Below are 15,504 nucleotides of genomic sequence, written 5' to 3'. Positions count from 1 at the left end.
CAGATCTCTCTGCAGCGGGAGGCGAATTCTACAGCGTTACACGCTGCTGTCAACACCTCTTTTTCAACTTCCTTTCTGGCTTCGATGAACTGAAGCAACCCAATGCCGAAACCTACATAACTCATTGAATCTCAAGGAGTTTTCCGTTTCGACTGCGCCGGAAGTGGGGCGAATTATAGACATCTCAAATCTGCCGTCAACCGTTAATTTCGCTTTTCTTTCAATCACTTGCAGATTGGTTAAATAACGACCAAATGCACCTATATATAGGAAGCAAACGTGATCCCTTCTATATAGAAGGGATCTTTAGAGCACCCCAGCCGCCTTCAACTCTGCCACCGCACCCGCGCCCAAGCCCAGCACACCCTGCAGAACCTCAAGCGTATGCTCACCCAACAAAGGCGGGGCACGACGATACTCAACCGGTGTCTGCGACATACGGATAGGACTGGCCACCTGCGGCACCATTCCCGCCAGTGCGTGCGGCAGCTCTATCGCCAGACCACGCGCCTTCACCTGCGGATCCTCGAATACCTGCGACAGATCATTGATCGGCCCACAAGGCACACCCGCCTGCTCCAACTCGGCAACCCATTCGGCAGTCGTCTTGAACACCGTCGCCTGGCGAATCAGCGGGATCAACACCGCCCGGTTCGCGACGCGCAGTTTATTAGTAGCAAACCGTGGATCGTCAGCCCACTGCGACTGCCCCGCCACTTCGGCAAACTTTCGGAACTGCCCGTCATTACCCACGGTAAGAATGAAATCACCATCAGCCGTAGGAAAGTCCTGATAAGGCACGATATTCGGATGCGCATTACCCAGACGCTTAGGCGCATTGCCCGTGGTCAGATAATTCATCGCCTGGTTAGCCAGACACGCAACCTGCACATCCAGCAACGCCATATCGATGTGCTGACCACCACCGTCGTGATCGCGATGAGCCAACGCCGCCAGTATCGCGACAGTCGAATAAAGCCCCGTGAGGATATCCGTCAGTGCCACACCGACCTTCACAGGCCCGGCACCTTCATCACCCTCGGGACGACCGGTCAGACTCATCAGCCCGCCCAGCCCCTGAATCATGAAGTCATAGCCAGCGCGCTTGGCATAAGGCCCGGTCTGGCCGAACCCGGTAATCGAGCAATAGATCAAGTTCGGATTGATCGCCTTCAGCGACTCATAGTCCAGCCCATAAGCCGCCAGACCACCGACCTTGAAGTTCTCGATAAGGATGTCCGACTTGGCCGCCAACTCGCGCACCAGCTTCTGCCCCTCAGGACGGGTGAAGTCGATGGTCACCGATTGCTTGTTGCGGTTGGCCGACAGGTAATAAGCCGCTTCCGAGGTATTCTCGCCATAAGCGTCTTTAAGGAAGGGCGGCCCCCAGGCGCGAGTGTCGTCACCATTGCCCGGACGCTCGACCTTGATCACCTCGGCGCCAAGGTCGGCGAGGATCTGCCCGGCCCACGGCCCGGCCAACACGCGCGATAAATCCAGTACCCGCAGATGCGACAGCGCGCCCATGGTCGCTCTCCTATTAATAGAACGCCTGCAGACCGGTTTGCGCACGCCCAAGGATCAGTGCGTGAACGTCATGAGTACCTTCATAGGTATTCACCACTTCCAGGTTGACCAGGTGACGGGCCACGCCGAATTCGTCGGAGATACCGTTGCCGCCGAGCATGTCGCGCGCCATGCGGGCGATGTCCAGCGACTTGCCGCAGGAGTTGCGCTTCATGATCGAAGTGATTTCGACCGCAGCAGTACCTTCGTCCTTCATGCGACCCAGGCGCAGGCAGCCTTGCAGGGCCAACGTGATCTCGGTCTGCATGTCGGCCAGTTTCTTCTGGATCAACTGAGTAGCGGCCAATGGGCGACCGAACTGTTGGCGATCCAGCGTGTACTGGCGAGCGGTGTGCCAGCAGAACTCGGCAGCGCCCAGTGCGCCCCAGGAAATGCCGTAGCGCGCAGAGTTGAGGCAGGTGAACGGACCTTTCAGACCGCGCACGTCCGGGAAGATGTTCTCTTCCGGTACAAACACGTTGTCCATGACGATCTCACCAGTGATCGAAGCACGCAGGCCTACTTTGCCGTGAATCGCCGGAGCACTCAGGCCTTTCCAGCCCTTCTCCAGGACGAAACCACGGATGTCGCCGGCATCGTCTTTGGCCCAGACCACGAACACATCGGCGATCGGGCTGTTGGTGATCCACATTTTTGCGCCGGTCAGGCTGTAGCCGCCGTCGACTTTACGTGCACGGGTAATCATCGCACCTGGGTCGGAGCCATGGTTTGGCTCGGTCAGGCCGAAGCAGCCGATCCATTCACCGGACGCCAGTTTCGGCAGGTATTTCTGTTTCTGTGCTTCGGTGCCGAATTCGTTGATCGGCACCATCACCAGCGACGACTGCACGCTCATCATCGAGCGATAGCCAGAGTCGACGCGCTCCACTTCGCGGGCAATCAGGCCGTAGCTGACATAGTTGAGGCCGCTGCCACCGTACTGCTCAGGGATGGTCGCACCCAACAGGCCGACTTCGCCCATTTCGCGGAAGATCGCCGGGTCAGTCTTCTCATGGCGGAAGGCTTCAAGAACACGCGGTGCGAGACTCTGTTGAGCGAACTGCTCGGCGGTGTCGCGAATCATGCGCTCTTCTTCAGTGAGCTGTTGATCCAGCAGCAGGGGATCGATCCAGTTGAAGCTAGCTTTACCGCCCATGAGTATGTCCTCGCAAATCGGCTGAATTAACGTGGCATTGATCCTAGGCGTGGTTCGCCGTCGCGGCAAACGAGGATTTCGCATTCTGTTGTGCTAATTTCTCACTCCGAAACGTCGCGAAATGCCTTTTATGCGGCGCATTAGTGAGGTTGACGTACATGCGCAGGAAGATCCCCAGCACCACCGCCCTGATCAGCTTTGAAGCCGCTGCACGCCACGAGAGCTTTACCCGGGCTGCCGAAGAACTTTCCCTCACCCAAGGCGCCATTTGCCGACAGATCGCCAGCCTAGAGGAGTTCCTCAGCGTGGAACTGTTCCGACGCTCGCGGCGCGGGGTGAAGCTGACCGAAGCAGGACTTTCCTACAGTCGTCGGGTCGCCACGCAACTGGACGCAGTGGAGCGCGACACGTTGTCGGTGATGGGCCAGCAAGGCACCAATGTGATCGAGTTGGCGGTGGTGCCAACCTTCGGTACGCAATGGCTGCTGCCGCGCCTCAAGGATTTCCAGCTCAAGCACCCGGAAGTCACGGTCAACCTGACCAACCGCACCCGCCCGTTTCTCTTCGCGGATACCGAATTCGATGCCGCGATCTACTTCGGCGATGCCGACTGGTCAGGTACCGAATCCCATAGGCTGATGGGCGAAAATCCGATGCCGGTGTGCAGCCCCGCCCTACTCGGCAACAAGACGCTTCTGACCGCCGACGAGATTGCCGAACTACCGCTGCTGCAACAGACCACCCGCCCTTACGCCTGGCGCCAGTGGTTCAACTCGCGACACCTGAATATCCCCCGCGACATGACAGGTCCGCGCTACGAGCTATTCTCCATGCTCGCCCAAGCGGCCATGCACGACATGGGCATCGCGCTGATTCCACCGTTCTTGATTCAGCGTGAATTGGCAGAGAAACGCCTGGTGATTGCCAACCCGCAGGCACTCTCCAGCATCAAGGCCTATTACCTGATGATTCCCGAACGAAAGGTCGAATCAGCGTCGTTAAAGGCATTTCGTGATTGGCTGGTAACTCAGGCACAGAGCTACAGCCTAGAAGGATAAAGGCTTACAGCGATAACTAACCCCGTAGTCAGGAAAATCAAAGCCCTACAGATATAAGTAATTGTCGCAATTCGACAGACTGTATCCGAAAGTCGTACAGACGTCCCACAAGCGCCTGACGACGTGGCTTTGAGCCTTCATTGGCGACGCATTGCTGCCTATTCACGCCACCGATGAGAAATTTTTCCATATTCGACCAGAATCCTTACAAGGCACGGCCTGCAAGGGATTCAGCTGGTCATCTGCGACATTCGGTCACGGCATGACTTGTAGTTAATTTTCCGTCACCCGTCATAATCCCTTGAAGGGCATAAAGTTCGCCTGCAAAATGCCGCGCCCCGCCCTGATTTGGCGGGATCGTGCTGATCGGCCGCCCCAGTCGCACCATCCGTAGTGCATGGGTTTACTCAATAAGATCACGCAGGAGATTTGACGTGCACATTGGTGTTCCTCTCGAAACCCAGACCGGTGAAACACGGGTTGCTGCAACCCCGGAAACCATTAAAAAGCTGATCAGCCAAGGTCATAAGGTCACTGTGCAAACCGGCGCCGGCGTTAACGCCAGTGTGGTCGACAGTGCCTATGAAGCGGCAGGCGCAACCATTGGCAGTGCCAATGACGCGTTTGCCGCCGAGCTGATTCTCAAAGTGGTCGCGCCAAGCGATGCCGAACTGACGCTGATCAAGCGCGGTACGGTGTTGGTGGGCATGCTCAACCCGTTCAACAACGAAACCATCGCGAAGATGGCCGAGTGCGGCATTACCGCGTTCGCCCTCGAAGCGGCGCCGCGCACCTCGCGCGCGCAGAGTCTCGATGTGTTGTCGTCGCAGGCGAACATTGCCGGCTATAAGGCTGTGTTGCTGGCCGCTCACCACTACCCACGCTTCATGCCGATGCTGATGACCGCTGCGGGCACCGTGAAAGCGGCGCGCGTGCTGATTCTCGGCGCCGGTGTGGCCGGGTTGCAGGCGATTGCCACGGCGAAACGTCTGGGTGCGGTAATCGAAGCGTCCGACGTGCGTCCGGCAGTGAAAGAGCAGATCGAATCCCTCGGCGCCAAGTTCGTCGACGTGCCTTACGAGACCGATGAAGAGCGCGAATGCGCCGTCGGTGTCGGCGGTTACGCGCGGCCAATGCCAGCGAGCTGGATGCAGCGTCAGGCCCAGGCTGTGCACGAACGCGCCAAGCAAGCCGACATCGTCATCACCACCGCGCTGATTCCGGGCCGCAAGGCGCCGACGCTGTTGAGCGCGGACACCGTGGCGCAGATGAAACCGGGTTCGGTGGTCATCGACCTCGCGGCAGCTCAGGGTGGCAACTGCCCGCTGACCGTGGCCGATCAGGTCGTGGTCGAGAATGGCGTGACCATTTGCGGCCCGACCAACCTGGCCGGCGAAGTCGCTGCAGACGCCTCGGCACTGTACGCACGCAACCTGCTGGACTTCCTCAAGCTGGTGTTCACCAAAGAAGGCCAGTTCGACGTCAACCTCGAAGACGACATCGTCGCCGCGTGCCTGATGTGCCGCGACGGCCAAGTCATCCGCAAAAACGCCTAAGCAGGGATTCAGACGATGGAAGAGCTTATCTCCCCCGGTATCTACAACCTGATCATCTTCGTGCTGGCGATTTATGTCGGTTACCACGTGGTCTGGAACGTTACGCCTGCGCTGCACACGCCATTGATGGCGGTCACCAACGCCATCTCGGCGATCGTGATCGTCGGCGCCATGCTCGCTGCTGCACTGACTGTCACGCCGCTGGGCAAAACCATGGGTACCCTCGCGGTGGCATTGGCGGCGGTCAACGTGTTTGGTGGCTTCCTGGTCACCCGCCGCATGCTTGAGATGTTCAAGAAGAAAGCCCCGAAAGTAAAAGAAGAGGCGCCGAAGTAATGAGCATGAATCTCGTCACGACGCTCTACCTGATCGCGTCGATCTGCTTTATCCAGGCCCTCAAAGGCCTGTCGCACCCGACTACTTCGCGGCGCGGCAACCTGTTCGGCATGCTCGGCATGGCGTTGGCGATCCTCACCACCGTCGGCCTCATCTATAAGCTCGGCGCTGAACTTGCAACCGCCGGTATCGGTTACGTCATCGTTGGCCTGCTGGTCGGCGGCACCGCCGGTTCGATCATGGCCAAACGCGTTGAAATGACCAAGATGCCGGAACTGGTCGCCTTCATGCACAGCATGATCGGCCTCGCGGCTGTGTTCATCGCGATCGCTGCGGTGGTTGAGCCGCAATCGCTGGGCATCGTTAAACAGCTGGGCGACTCGATTCCGACGGGCAACCGTCTGGAGCTGTTCCTCGGCGCCGCCATCGGTGCAATCACCTTCTCCGGTTCGGTGATTGCCTTCGGCAAGCTGTCGGGCAAGTACAAGTTCCGCCTGTTCCAAGGCGCACCGGTACAGTTCGCCGGTCAGCACAAACTGAACGCGGTGCTGGGTCTGGCTACGCTGGCACTCGGCCTGACCTTCATGTTCACCGGCAACCTCACCGCGTTCGCGCTGATGCTGGCGCTGGCATTCGTAATGGGCGTGCTGATCATCATCCCGATTGGCGGTGCAGACATGCCGGTCGTGGTGTCGATGCTCAACAGCTATTCGGGCTGGGCGGCGGCAGGTATCGGCTTCTCGCTGAACAACTCGATGCTGATCATTGCAGGCTCCTTGGTGGGTTCGAGCGGTGCGATCCTCTCGTACATCATGTGCAAGGCGATGAACCGTTCCTTCTTTAATGTACTGCTCGGCGGTTTCGGCAACACGGCCGATGCAGGCCCTGCCGGTGCGAAAGAAGCCCGTCCGGTGAAATCCGGTTCGGCTGACGACGCGACTTTCCTGCTGACCAACGCCGACACCGTGATCATCGTCCCGGGTTACGGCTTGGCAGTAGCGCGTGCACAGCATGCGCTGAAGGAATTGACCGAGAAGCTGACCCACCGTGGCGTGACCGTGAAGTATGCGATCCACCCGGTTGCCGGTCGTATGCCAGGCCACATGAACGTTCTGCTCGCCGAGGCCGAAGTGCCTTACGACCAGGTGTTCGAGATGGAAGACATCAACTCCGAGTTCGGCCAGGCCGACGTGGTGCTGGTGCTCGGCGCGAACGACGTGGTCAACCCGGCCGCGAAGAACGATCCGAAGTCGCCGATTGCCGGCATGCCGATTCTCGAAGCGTTCAAGGCCAAGACCATCATCGTCAACAAGCGCTCGATGGCCAGCGGCTATGCCGGTCTGGACAACGAACTGTTCTATCTGGACAAGACCATGATGGTCTTCGGCGACGCTAAAAAAGTCATCGAAGACATGGTCAAAGCGGTCGAATAATTCCCCGCTGCAGCACCGAACGCCCCGACTCGTCGGGGCGTTTTTGTTTGCGCAAACAGTCGGACAATATGCCGCGTTGTTGCAGATCCAGTAACGGTGTTTTACTTGAAACCCGCTGAATAGACGCCTCGTTTGCGACCTTGGTAGCGGGACAGGCGCCCGTCAAATTCACTAGACTGCGCATCCTGCTACTCGCTTCCCGAGATAATAATCCATGTACCGTGACCGTATTCGCCTGCCTTCGTTGTTGGACAAAGTGATGAGCGCCGCCGACGCAGCCGCTCTGATTGAGGACGGCATGACCGTCGGCATGAGCGGTTTCACCCGTGCCGGCGAAGCCAAGGCCGTCCCTCACGCACTGGCCGAGCGCGCCAAGGTCACGCCGCTGAAGATCAGCCTGATGACCGGCGCCAGCCTGGGCAACGACCTCGACAAGCAACTGACCGAAGCCGGTGTTCTGTCGCGGCGCATGCCGTTCCAGGTCGACAGCACCCTGCGCAAGGCGATCAACGCCGGCCAGGTGATGTTCATCGACCAGCATCTTTCGGAAACCGTTGAGCAACTGCGCAACCAGCAACTGAAGCTACCGGACATCGCCGTCATCGAAGCCGTGGCCATCACCGAACAGGGCCATATCGTGCCGACCACCTCGGTGGGCAACTCGGCGAGCTTCGCGATTTTCGCCAAGCAGGTAATCGTCGAGATCAACCTGGCGCACAACGCCAACCTCGAAGGTCTGCACGATATCTATATCCCGACGTACCGCCCGACGCGCACGCCGATCCCACTGGTAAAAGTCGACGACCGCATTGGCAGCACAGCAATTCCGATTCCGCCGGAGAAGATTGTCGCCATCGTTATTACCCAACAGTCGGATTCGCCGTCCACCGTGTCCACGCCGGACGTGGATACCAACGCCATCGCCGAGCACCTGATCACCTTCTTCAAGCAGGAAGTCGACGCCGGGCGCATGACCAATAAGCTCGGCCCGCTGCAGGCCGGGATCGGCAACATTGCCAACGCGGTGATGTGCGGCCTGATTGATTCACCGTTCGAAGACCTGACCATGTACTCCGAGGTGCTGCAGGACTCGACCTTCGACCTGATCGACGCCGGCAAGCTGAGCTTCGCGTCGGGCAGCTCGATCACGTTGTCGGAGCGACGCAACAGCGACGTGTTCGGCAATCTGGAGAAGTACAAGGACAAACTGGTGCTGCGTCCGCAGGAAATCTCCAACCACCCGGAAGTAGTGCGCCGTCTGGGCATTATCGGGATCAACACGGCGCTGGAGTTCGACATCTACGGCAACGTCAACTCGACCCACGTTTGCGGCACGCGGATGATGAACGGCATTGGCGGTTCCGGCGACTTCGCGCGCAACGCGCATCTGGCGGTGTTCGTGACCAAGTCGATCGCCAAGGGCGGCGCGATTTCCAGCGTGGTGCCGATGGTCAGCCACGTTGACCACACCGAGCATGACGTCGACATTCTGGTGACCGAAGTCGGTCTGGCCGACTTGCGTGGCCTGGCGCCACGGGAACGTGCGCGGGTCATTATTGATAACTGCGTGCACCCAGACTTCCGTCAGGCACTGAACGATTACTTCACGGCGGCCTGCGCAATCGGTGGTCACACCCCGCACATCCTGCGTGAAGCCTTGAGCTGGCACATGAATCTGGAAGAAACCGGACGCATGCTCGCTGTGTAATTCACACAGATAAACCGCTGATGCAAACACAGTTTGCATCAGCGGACTCTCGCAAACCTCCCGCCTGACAAAAACTGTACTGCTGTACTGGTCATTTCCTACAGCATTTACCTACTTCACCTAGCAAATAACGCAAAAATGCACCACTTGAGTGCGGATAGGTACAGTTTGCTCTATTTCGACCCGTACACCCCGTATAAACAGTTAACTGGTCACTCACAATACAGTTGAACTGTATCTAGAGAGACTATGCAAACGAGAGGATCATGGGCACCAGTCAAACCACTACCTGATCCCGCCACAAGCGGAAGGATGTCAACCATGGAACGTACACTCAGTTCCGAGCTGTTCTTCGAAGACAAAGCTGTAAACACCCAGGCTTCCCTGCCTCTGCGCGTTATCGCCAACCTGATGTTGTGGCAGCGCCGCATCTCCAGCCGCCACCAATTGGCCCGTCTGGATTCGCGTCTGCTGGCTGACGCCGGTATCAGCGAAGCACAACGCTACGAAGAGCTGAGCAAGCCGTTCTGGCGCTAAGTAGCGTCGCTGGCTCTGGTCGTTAGACCCACCGCCAGCAACCCGAATTGAACAAACGAAACCCGTTGTGGGAAACCACGACGGGTTTTGTCGTTTTGGGATCTTAAAAAGCTTAACCAGTACAGTTCATATAATTCTAAATCAGACCATTACAATTGTAGGAGCTGCCGAAGGCTGCGATCTTTCGATCCTGAAAATCCAAAGCAAAAGATCGCAGCCTTCGGCAGCTCTTACGATTTTTCGTCTGGATGCTGGTTTGGCGAACGCATCTGCGCCTAATATCCACACAGAACGTGGCGAATGATGCGCAACAGGCGTCTGACTCCAGACGATACCGAGCCACCTTTCAATACGGTTTATCCACAGGAGTTAACCTATGTCCCGTCTTCGTCTGCTCAGCGCTGCCGCCCTGCTGGCCGTGGCTGCCAACGCCAGCGCCACCAGCTTCATCGTCACCACCGACGCCGTGGTTGGCGCACTAAAATCATCGTCCGACGCCACTTCCGACGTCACTTCGTCCTTCCGTGACGACAAAATCGTTCTCGCTGCCCGTGACGACGCGGCCAGCTTCGTCGCCAGCCAGGGCGAGATCCGCGGCGTGAAACTGGAAAGCGCGCTGGACCACATCCGCCACCAGGCGCCACAGCTGCAAGCGACCGATGCACAGCTCGCTCAGGCCATCCTGACGATCTAAGCGATTGCGGTATCTCGGGGCACGCGCGGACGTGTCCCGATGCTTTGGCGCTGGCTCTGGCCCGGGCATTGCGCTAGCCTTTGGGCTCGCCAACCGTAATCGAGTCCAATGCGCTTTCTTCCAAATCTGCTGATCCCTTCCGTATTGTTCACCGCCTGCTGGACGACGTCGGTCGATGCCTTTGATGCTTTTAATGCATCGACACAAGGCACCGTCGTCAGTGGTTACGCCACCAGCATGGTGTCTTCTGCCCCTTTCGACCGTAAACTGCTGCTCGCGGCCCATGATGATGCCGCCGCATTCGTGGCCACTGATGGCGAATGGCGAGGCGCACGGCTGGAATCAGCGCTGCATTACCTGCGCAAAACCCGGCCAAAACTTCATGTCAGCGACCTTGAACTGGCAGAGGCAATTCTCGTCCAATAGCTATCCCTGTCCTTTCGGAGTCGTTCCATGCGTAGCCCGCTGATTGCTGCCGCCCTTGGCCTGTTTTTGTTGGCCGACGTGGCCCAGGCGCACACCCTGGTAGCCACCAGTAACATCATCGTTCGTGCCTCCCAGCGCACCATCGATTTCACCTCCGATACCACCACGTCGATCCGCGACTCGAAAATCATCCGCGAAGCCCACGATGACGCCGCCAGTTTCGTCGCCACCAACGGTGATATCCGTGGCGCGCACCTGGAAGCCGCGCTCAACACCTTGCGCACGCGCGTGCCGGAAGCGCGCGATGCCAGCGATCAGGTGCTCGCCGAAGCCATCCTCGCACTGTGAGGTCACTCGGCGCCTGGCTGCTGGCCGGGGCGTTGTTGCTGCTTGGCAACAGCGCCCACGCCGGCCTGCAATTGCGGCTCAAGACCGAGGGGCTGAGCCCCGCCCAACAACAGGCCAGCCAAGCGCTGATCGATGAGGCCATGCAGAAATTGCCGCCGAGCTTTATCGAGCGGCTGGATCGACGCATCGATGTCGGCTGGACCGACGACATGCCCGCCAATGCCTACGGCCAGGCCACGCTGGTTTCCGAACTGGATCTGAATCGCAAACTGCTGGCGGGCCTCACCGACGGTAGCGCGGCCAAAGAAAAAACCAATCGCCCCCACGGCACTGTGCGTCAGGAATTACTCGCCACGGTGCTGCACGAAATCACCCACATTTATGACCGCGCGCGCCTGTGGCCGAGTGCCGAGCGCACGCTGATCCAGCGCTGCACCCGACGTTTCAACAGCGCCGGGTTGATCGGCATTCCCGACGAGTGTCGCGGCCAGAATGGCCGGCGCTTCACCCTCAGCGATGACCCGCGCCTGCTCGACCTCGCCGGCTGGCAGCAATACGTCGGCCGGCGCGGTGAGCGCGAACAGCACAACCGGCAGATCGCGCGCAGCCCCGATCTGTACGAGATCTCCAGCCCGAAGGAGTTCGTCGCGGTCAACATGGAGTATTTCCTCCTCGACCCGAGCTACGCCTGCCGTCGCCCGGCGCTGTATCGCTATTACCAGCAACACTTCGGCTGGGCGCCAACTGCCAAGGACACTTGCAGCAAGACCTTCGCGTTTCTCAATGCCGGTAACGATTTTGCCAAGCAACCGTTAGGGCAAGTCGATCCGGAACGGGTCTACGCCGTCGACTACCTGCTGGCCGAGGCCAATCAGAACTGGGTCAGCCGCTGGGGCCACAGCATGTTGCGACTGGTGATCTGTGCACCGGGCCGACCACGCGGGCCGGACTGCCGGCTCGATCTCGATCAGCATCTGGTGCTGTCGTACCGCGCCTTTGTCGGTGATGTGCAGTTGTCGAGCTGGGACGGGCTGGTCGGCAAATACCCGTCGCGGCTGTTCGTGCTGCCATTGGCGCAGGTCATCGACGAATACACCAAGACCGAATTGCGCAGCCTCGCCTCCGTACCGATCAACCTGTCGCGGGACGAGATTGAAGGCGTGGTCGAGCACGCGGCCGAAATGCACTGGAGCTACGACGGCAACTACTTCTTCCTCTCCAACAACTGCGCGGTAGAAGGTCTAAAACTGTTGCGCAGCGGCAGTGACAACAGCCAGTTCGTCGGGTTGGACAGCATCATGCCCAACGGCTTGCTGGAAGTGATGAAGGGCCGTGGTCTGGCGGATACCAGTGTGCTGGATGACCCGAAAGAAGCGCTGCGTCTGGGTTATCGTTTCGACTCGTTCCGCGATCGCTATCAGGCGATGTTCGATGTGTTGAAGAAGCAGTTGCCGATCAAGCAGACCACCGTCGAGGAATGGCTTTCGCTGACTGCCGAAGAACGCCGCGAGTGGTTCGAGCGGGCAGACTTGCGCACCAGCGCCGCGTTGTTGTTGCTGGAGCAGGCCAGTTACCGCCGCCAGTTGCTACTGGCGCAGGACGAGGTCAAACAGCGTTACCTCGGCGCGCGGGAGCTGGAGAACGGAGGCATGGACAAGGCCAACGCAACGTTGCAGGAAATTCTCGCCAACAGCGGCTTCCTCAGTCGCCCGGCGGAGTTGCTCGATAGCCGTGGTTACGGCTTGCCGCAGCCGAGCGAATTCAAGCGGCTGGAGGATGAAAGCAGTCAGCGGCAGAAGAAACTGCTGGTGCTGTCTGGTGATCTGGACGCGGAGGTGCGCAAGTTGCTGGAGCCGAAGCGCGCTGCGGAGATTGCGGCGAGTGAGGAGAACGTGAAGCAGATTGGCGCGCATTTGCGCCAATTGCACAAGGCCTCTGGGGGCCTGGAACTGCCCTGAAGCAAAAGATCGCAGCCTGCGGCAGCTCCTACACAATCCCATGTAGGAGCTGCCGCAGGCTGCGATCTTTTGACTAACTAAGGATTAATACAAAACCCCATCGAGAATCTCGTAAACGATCCCGGTACCCACTGCGATCAGCACGATATCGCCGCCAGCCCGACGCCATTCGTAGCCCGGATATACCGGCAAGCGACCCAATGCGCGATTATCCAGACGTTCGCCGTAATAGCCGTGCGGCAACGGCCGGCCACGCTCCAGATGAATCCCCGGTGGCGGCGGCGCACCGCGCACGAAATAGCCATGATTGTCACGAATGGTCTGGCGCACCGGGCCGAAGTCGCGCGGCGGCGGGCCACCACGGTGATCGTTCTGCGGGCCACGGTGATCGTCACCGTGATTGTCGCCACGGTGATCGTAATGGCCCTGCTGCGGGCCGCCGTGGTCGTGATCGTCGCGCGGATCGGCGCTGGCCAGCAGCGGCGTCGCGCTGATCATCAGCACGCCCAGTCCGGCAATCAGACGTTTCGGCATTTTCATCGGGTCTTTCCTCACGGCACAAACAGCAAAAAGGGCTGCAGAACGATGTTCTGAAGCCCTCGGTCTTGCTCATTTAGTCTGTGCTTTGAGGTGCTAATTCCTCTGTATCAGGAACTTTACCTTCAACTGACGCGGGCCTTACGCACACCTTCGGACAGTGCCGAGCACAGGCTCAACACACCGTCGATGGCTTGCGCTGGCGTGGTCGCGTTGGCGATGTGATCGATCAACGCCGAGCCCACCACAACACCGTCGGCCAGGCGCGCGATGGATGCCGCTTGCTCCGGGGTTCGGATACCGAAACCGATGCTGATCGGCAGATCGGTATGACGACGCAGACGAGTGACCGCCTCTTCAACATGCTCCAGCGTTGCAGCGCCGGCACCGGTCACACCGGCTACCGACACGTAGTAAACAAAACCTGAGCTGCCATTGAGCACTTTCGGCAGACGCGCGTCGTCGGTGGTCGGCGTGGTCAGACGAATAAAGTCGAGACCTGCAGCCTGCGCCGGGTCGCAGAGTTCTGCGTTGTGCTCAGGCGGCATGTCGACCACGATCAGGCCATCGACGCCGGCCTCTTTCGCGTCAGCGATGAAGCGCTCAACGCCATACATATGAATCGGGTTGAAGTAACCCATCAGCACCAGCGGCGTGTCGCTGTTGCCTTCACGGAACTCGCGAACCATTTGCAGGGTTTTCACCAGGTTCTGCTTGGCGCCCAAGGCACGGATGTTCGCCAGTTGAATAGCCGGGCCGTCGGCCATCGGGTCGGTGAACGGCATGCCCAGCTCGATCACGTCGGCGCCAGCACCCGGCAAGCCTTTGAGAATCGCCAGCGAAGTGTCGTAGTCCGGATCACCGGCGGTGACGAAGGTCACCAGCGCGGCGCGATTCTGTTCTTTGAGGTCGGCAAAACGGCTTTGCAGGCGGCTCATCAGTGTTTCTCCTGCTTAGACTGTTCCATGTGATGCATGACGGTCTGCATGTCTTTGTCGCCACGGCCCGACAGGTTGACCACCATCAGGTGATCCTTCGGCAGCTTCGGCGCACGTTTGAATACTTCAGCCAAGGCGTGGGCGCTTTCCAGTGCAGGAATGATCCCTTCCAGGCGGCAGCATTTGTGGAACGCGTCGAGGGCTTCGTCGTCGGTCACCGAGGTGTATTGAACGCGACCGATGTCATGCAACCACGCATGTTCCGGGCCGATACCTGGATAGTCGAGGCCGGCGGAAATCGAGTGGGCGTCGATGATCTGGCCATCGTCGTCCTGCAGCAGGAAAGTACGGTTGCCGTGCAACACGCCCGGAACGCCGCCGTTGAGGCTCGCCGCGTGCTTGCCGGTTTCAATGCCGTAACCGGCCGCTTCAACGCCGATGATCTCGACGCTCTTATCGTCGAGGAACGGATGGAACAGGCCCATCGCGTTGGAACCGCCACCGATGCACGCCACCAGGCTGTCCGGCAGACGACCTTCCTGCGCTTGCAACTGGTCGCGGGTTTCCTTGCCGATGACGGCCTGGAAGTCGCGAACCATCGCAGGGTACGGGTGCGGGCCGGCCACGGTGCCGATCAGGTAGAAGGTGCTGTCGACGTTGGTCACCCAGTCACGCAGGGCTTCGTTCATCGCGTCTTTCAGGGTGCCGGTGCCGGCCACCACCGGAATCACTTCAGCGCCGAGCAGCTTCATGCGGAACACGTTGGCCTGCTGACGTTCGATGTCAGTGGTGCCCATGTAGATCACGCAATCCAGACCGAAACGTGCTGCAACTGTGGCAGTCGCCACGCCGTGCATGCCGGCGCCAGTCTCGGCGATGATGCGTTTCTTGCCCATGCGCCGCGCCAGCAGAATCTGGCCGATACAGTTGTTAATCTTGTGCGCGCCGGTGTGGTTCAGCTCTTCGCGCTTCAGATAAATCTTCGCGCCGCCGCAGAATTCGGTCAGGCGTTCAGCGAAATACAGCGGGCTCGGACGTCCGACATAGTCGCGCTGGAAGTAGGCCAATTCTTCTTTGAATGCCGGATCTTCCTTGGCCGCTTCGTATTCGCGAGCCAGATCGAGGATCAACGGCATCAGGGTTTCTGCCACGTAGCGGCCACCGAACGAGCCGAACAGGCCGTTATCGTCCGGGCCGTTGCGCAGATTGGAAGTGTTCGAAGTCTGGGTCATGAGTTGCTCCAGGTGAATTCG

15 protein-coding genes are annotated in these 15,504 nt (G+C 59.3%); 10 read left to right on the top strand and 5 right to left on the bottom strand.

What is annotated here, in order from left to right:
• Positions 1-306: 306 nt before the first annotated feature.
• Positions 307-1,527: a CaiB/BaiF CoA-transferase family protein gene (locus CQ009_RS02825; protein ID WP_064389775.1), complete on the bottom strand. Its 1,221-nt coding sequence runs from the start codon at positions 1,525-1,527 to the stop codon at positions 307-309.
• 13 nt (positions 1,528-1,540) lie between these two features.
• Positions 1,541-2,722 (bottom strand): acyl-CoA dehydrogenase, encoded by a 1,182-nt coding sequence (locus tag CQ009_RS02820; protein ID WP_007953903.1) that lies wholly within the window; start codon positions 2,720-2,722, stop codon positions 1,541-1,543.
• Between the two features lie 158 nt (positions 2,723-2,880).
• Between CQ009_RS02820 and CQ009_RS02815 the strand changes: the two genes are divergently transcribed.
• From CQ009_RS02815 to CQ009_RS02765, 10 genes are all read left to right on the top strand, one after another.
• Complete coding sequence (locus CQ009_RS02815; protein WP_064389774.1) at positions 2,881-3,780, top strand: LysR family transcriptional regulator; 900 nt, start codon at positions 2,881-2,883, stop codon at positions 3,778-3,780.
• Positions 3,781-4,214: 434 nt separating this feature from the next.
• Entirely contained in the window at positions 4,215-5,336 is a 1,122-nt protein-coding gene (locus CQ009_RS02810; RefSeq protein WP_064389773.1) for a Re/Si-specific NAD(P)(+) transhydrogenase subunit alpha, read from the top strand.
• Positions 5,337-5,351: 15 nt separating this feature from the next.
• Entirely contained in the window at positions 5,352-5,672 is a 321-nt protein-coding gene (locus CQ009_RS02805; protein ID WP_003187417.1) for an NAD(P) transhydrogenase subunit alpha, read from the top strand.
• Positions 5,672-7,105 carry an NAD(P)(+) transhydrogenase (Re/Si-specific) subunit beta gene (locus tag CQ009_RS02800; RefSeq protein ID WP_016985542.1) on the top strand — a complete coding sequence of 478 codons (1,434 nt, stop codon included), beginning with the start codon at positions 5,672-5,674 and terminating at the stop codon, positions 7,103-7,105. The genes CQ009_RS02805 and CQ009_RS02800 overlap by 1 nt, the downstream gene beginning before the upstream one ends.
• 214 nt (positions 7,106-7,319) lie before the next feature.
• Positions 7,320-8,813, top strand: a complete 1,494-nt coding sequence (locus CQ009_RS02795; RefSeq protein WP_008081132.1) for an acetyl-CoA hydrolase/transferase family protein — start codon at positions 7,320-7,322, stop codon at positions 8,811-8,813.
• Between the two features lie 321 nt (positions 8,814-9,134).
• Positions 9,135-9,350, top strand: a complete 216-nt coding sequence (locus tag CQ009_RS02790) for a DUF1127 domain-containing protein (protein WP_007911656.1) — start codon at positions 9,135-9,137, stop codon at positions 9,348-9,350.
• Positions 9,351-9,726: 376 nt separating this feature from the next.
• Entirely contained in the window at positions 9,727-10,044 is a 318-nt protein-coding gene (locus CQ009_RS02780) for a DUF2388 domain-containing protein (RefSeq protein WP_064389772.1), read from the top strand.
• Positions 10,045-10,152: 108 nt separating this feature from the next.
• Positions 10,153-10,470 carry a DUF2388 domain-containing protein gene (locus tag CQ009_RS02775; RefSeq protein ID WP_105704799.1) on the top strand — a complete coding sequence of 106 codons (318 nt, stop codon included), beginning with the start codon at positions 10,153-10,155 and terminating at the stop codon, positions 10,468-10,470.
• A 27-nt stretch (positions 10,471-10,497) separates the two neighbouring features.
• On the top strand, positions 10,498-10,818 hold the full coding sequence (locus tag CQ009_RS02770) for a DUF2388 domain-containing protein (protein ID WP_007911662.1): 321 nt from the start codon (positions 10,498-10,500) through the stop codon (positions 10,816-10,818).
• Positions 10,815-12,776 carry a DUF4105 domain-containing protein gene (locus tag CQ009_RS02765; protein ID WP_105704798.1) on the top strand — a complete coding sequence of 654 codons (1,962 nt, stop codon included), beginning with the start codon at positions 10,815-10,817 and terminating at the stop codon, positions 12,774-12,776. The genes CQ009_RS02770 and CQ009_RS02765 overlap by 4 nt, the downstream gene beginning before the upstream one ends.
• An 84-nt stretch (positions 12,777-12,860) precedes the next feature.
• Here the strand turns inward: CQ009_RS02765 and CQ009_RS02760 are convergent, their stop codons facing one another.
• The 3 genes from CQ009_RS02760 to trpB all read right to left on the bottom strand — a co-directional run bounded on the left by CQ009_RS02760 (position 12,861) and on the right by trpB (position 15,483).
• A complete protein-coding gene (locus CQ009_RS02760; protein WP_105704797.1) occupies positions 12,861-13,316 on the bottom strand; it encodes an anti-virulence regulator CigR family protein in 456 nt (151 codons plus the stop codon).
• A gap of 122 nt (positions 13,317-13,438) precedes the next feature.
• Positions 13,439-14,251, bottom strand: coding sequence for a tryptophan synthase subunit alpha (gene trpA / locus CQ009_RS02755; protein WP_105704796.1), 813 nt, complete (start codon positions 14,249-14,251; stop codon positions 13,439-13,441).
• Positions 14,251-15,483, bottom strand: coding sequence for a tryptophan synthase subunit beta (gene trpB, locus CQ009_RS02750; protein ID WP_105704795.1), 1,233 nt, complete (start codon positions 15,481-15,483; stop codon positions 14,251-14,253). Before trpB ends, trpA begins: the two co-directional genes overlap by 1 nt.
• Between the last annotated feature and the right edge of the window lie 21 nt (positions 15,484-15,504).

The organism is Pseudomonas sp. MYb2 (assembly GCF_002979955.1).
Classification (GTDB): Bacteria; Pseudomonadota; Gammaproteobacteria; order Pseudomonadales; family Pseudomonadaceae; genus Aquipseudomonas.
The sequence above is the reverse complement of the archived record's forward strand: the minus strand, read 5'-3'. Positions and strand labels throughout refer to the sequence as shown.

Coding starts and splice junctions, on each gene's coding strand:
- CQ009_RS02825 (WP_064389775.1), bottom strand. CDS start 1,527: ATGGGCGCGCTGTCGCATCTGCGGGTACTGGATTTATCGCGCGTGTTG.
- CQ009_RS02820 (WP_007953903.1), bottom strand. CDS start 2,722: ATGGGCGGTAAAGCTAGCTTCAACTGGATCGATCCCCTGCTGCTGGAT.
- CQ009_RS02815 (WP_064389774.1), top strand. CDS start 2,881: ATGCGCAGGAAGATCCCCAGCACCACCGCCCTGATCAGCTTTGAAGCC.
- CQ009_RS02805 (WP_003187417.1), top strand. CDS start 5,352: ATGGAAGAGCTTATCTCCCCCGGTATCTACAACCTGATCATCTTCGTG.
- CQ009_RS02800 (WP_016985542.1), top strand. CDS start 5,672: ATGAGCATGAATCTCGTCACGACGCTCTACCTGATCGCGTCGATCTGC.
- CQ009_RS02795 (WP_008081132.1), top strand. CDS start 7,320: ATGTACCGTGACCGTATTCGCCTGCCTTCGTTGTTGGACAAAGTGATG.
- CQ009_RS02790 (WP_007911656.1), top strand. CDS start 9,135: ATGGAACGTACACTCAGTTCCGAGCTGTTCTTCGAAGACAAAGCTGTA.
- CQ009_RS02780 (WP_064389772.1), top strand. CDS start 9,727: ATGTCCCGTCTTCGTCTGCTCAGCGCTGCCGCCCTGCTGGCCGTGGCT.
- CQ009_RS02775 (WP_105704799.1), top strand. CDS start 10,153: ATGCGCTTTCTTCCAAATCTGCTGATCCCTTCCGTATTGTTCACCGCC.
- CQ009_RS02770 (WP_007911662.1), top strand. CDS start 10,498: ATGCGTAGCCCGCTGATTGCTGCCGCCCTTGGCCTGTTTTTGTTGGCC.
- CQ009_RS02760 (WP_105704797.1), bottom strand. CDS start 13,316: ATGAAAATGCCGAAACGTCTGATTGCCGGACTGGGCGTGCTGATGATC.
- trpA (WP_105704796.1), bottom strand. CDS start 14,251: ATGAGCCGCCTGCAAAGCCGTTTTGCCGACCTCAAAGAACAGAATCGC.
- trpB (WP_105704795.1), bottom strand. CDS start 15,483: ATGACCCAGACTTCGAACACTTCCAATCTGCGCAACGGCCCGGACGAT.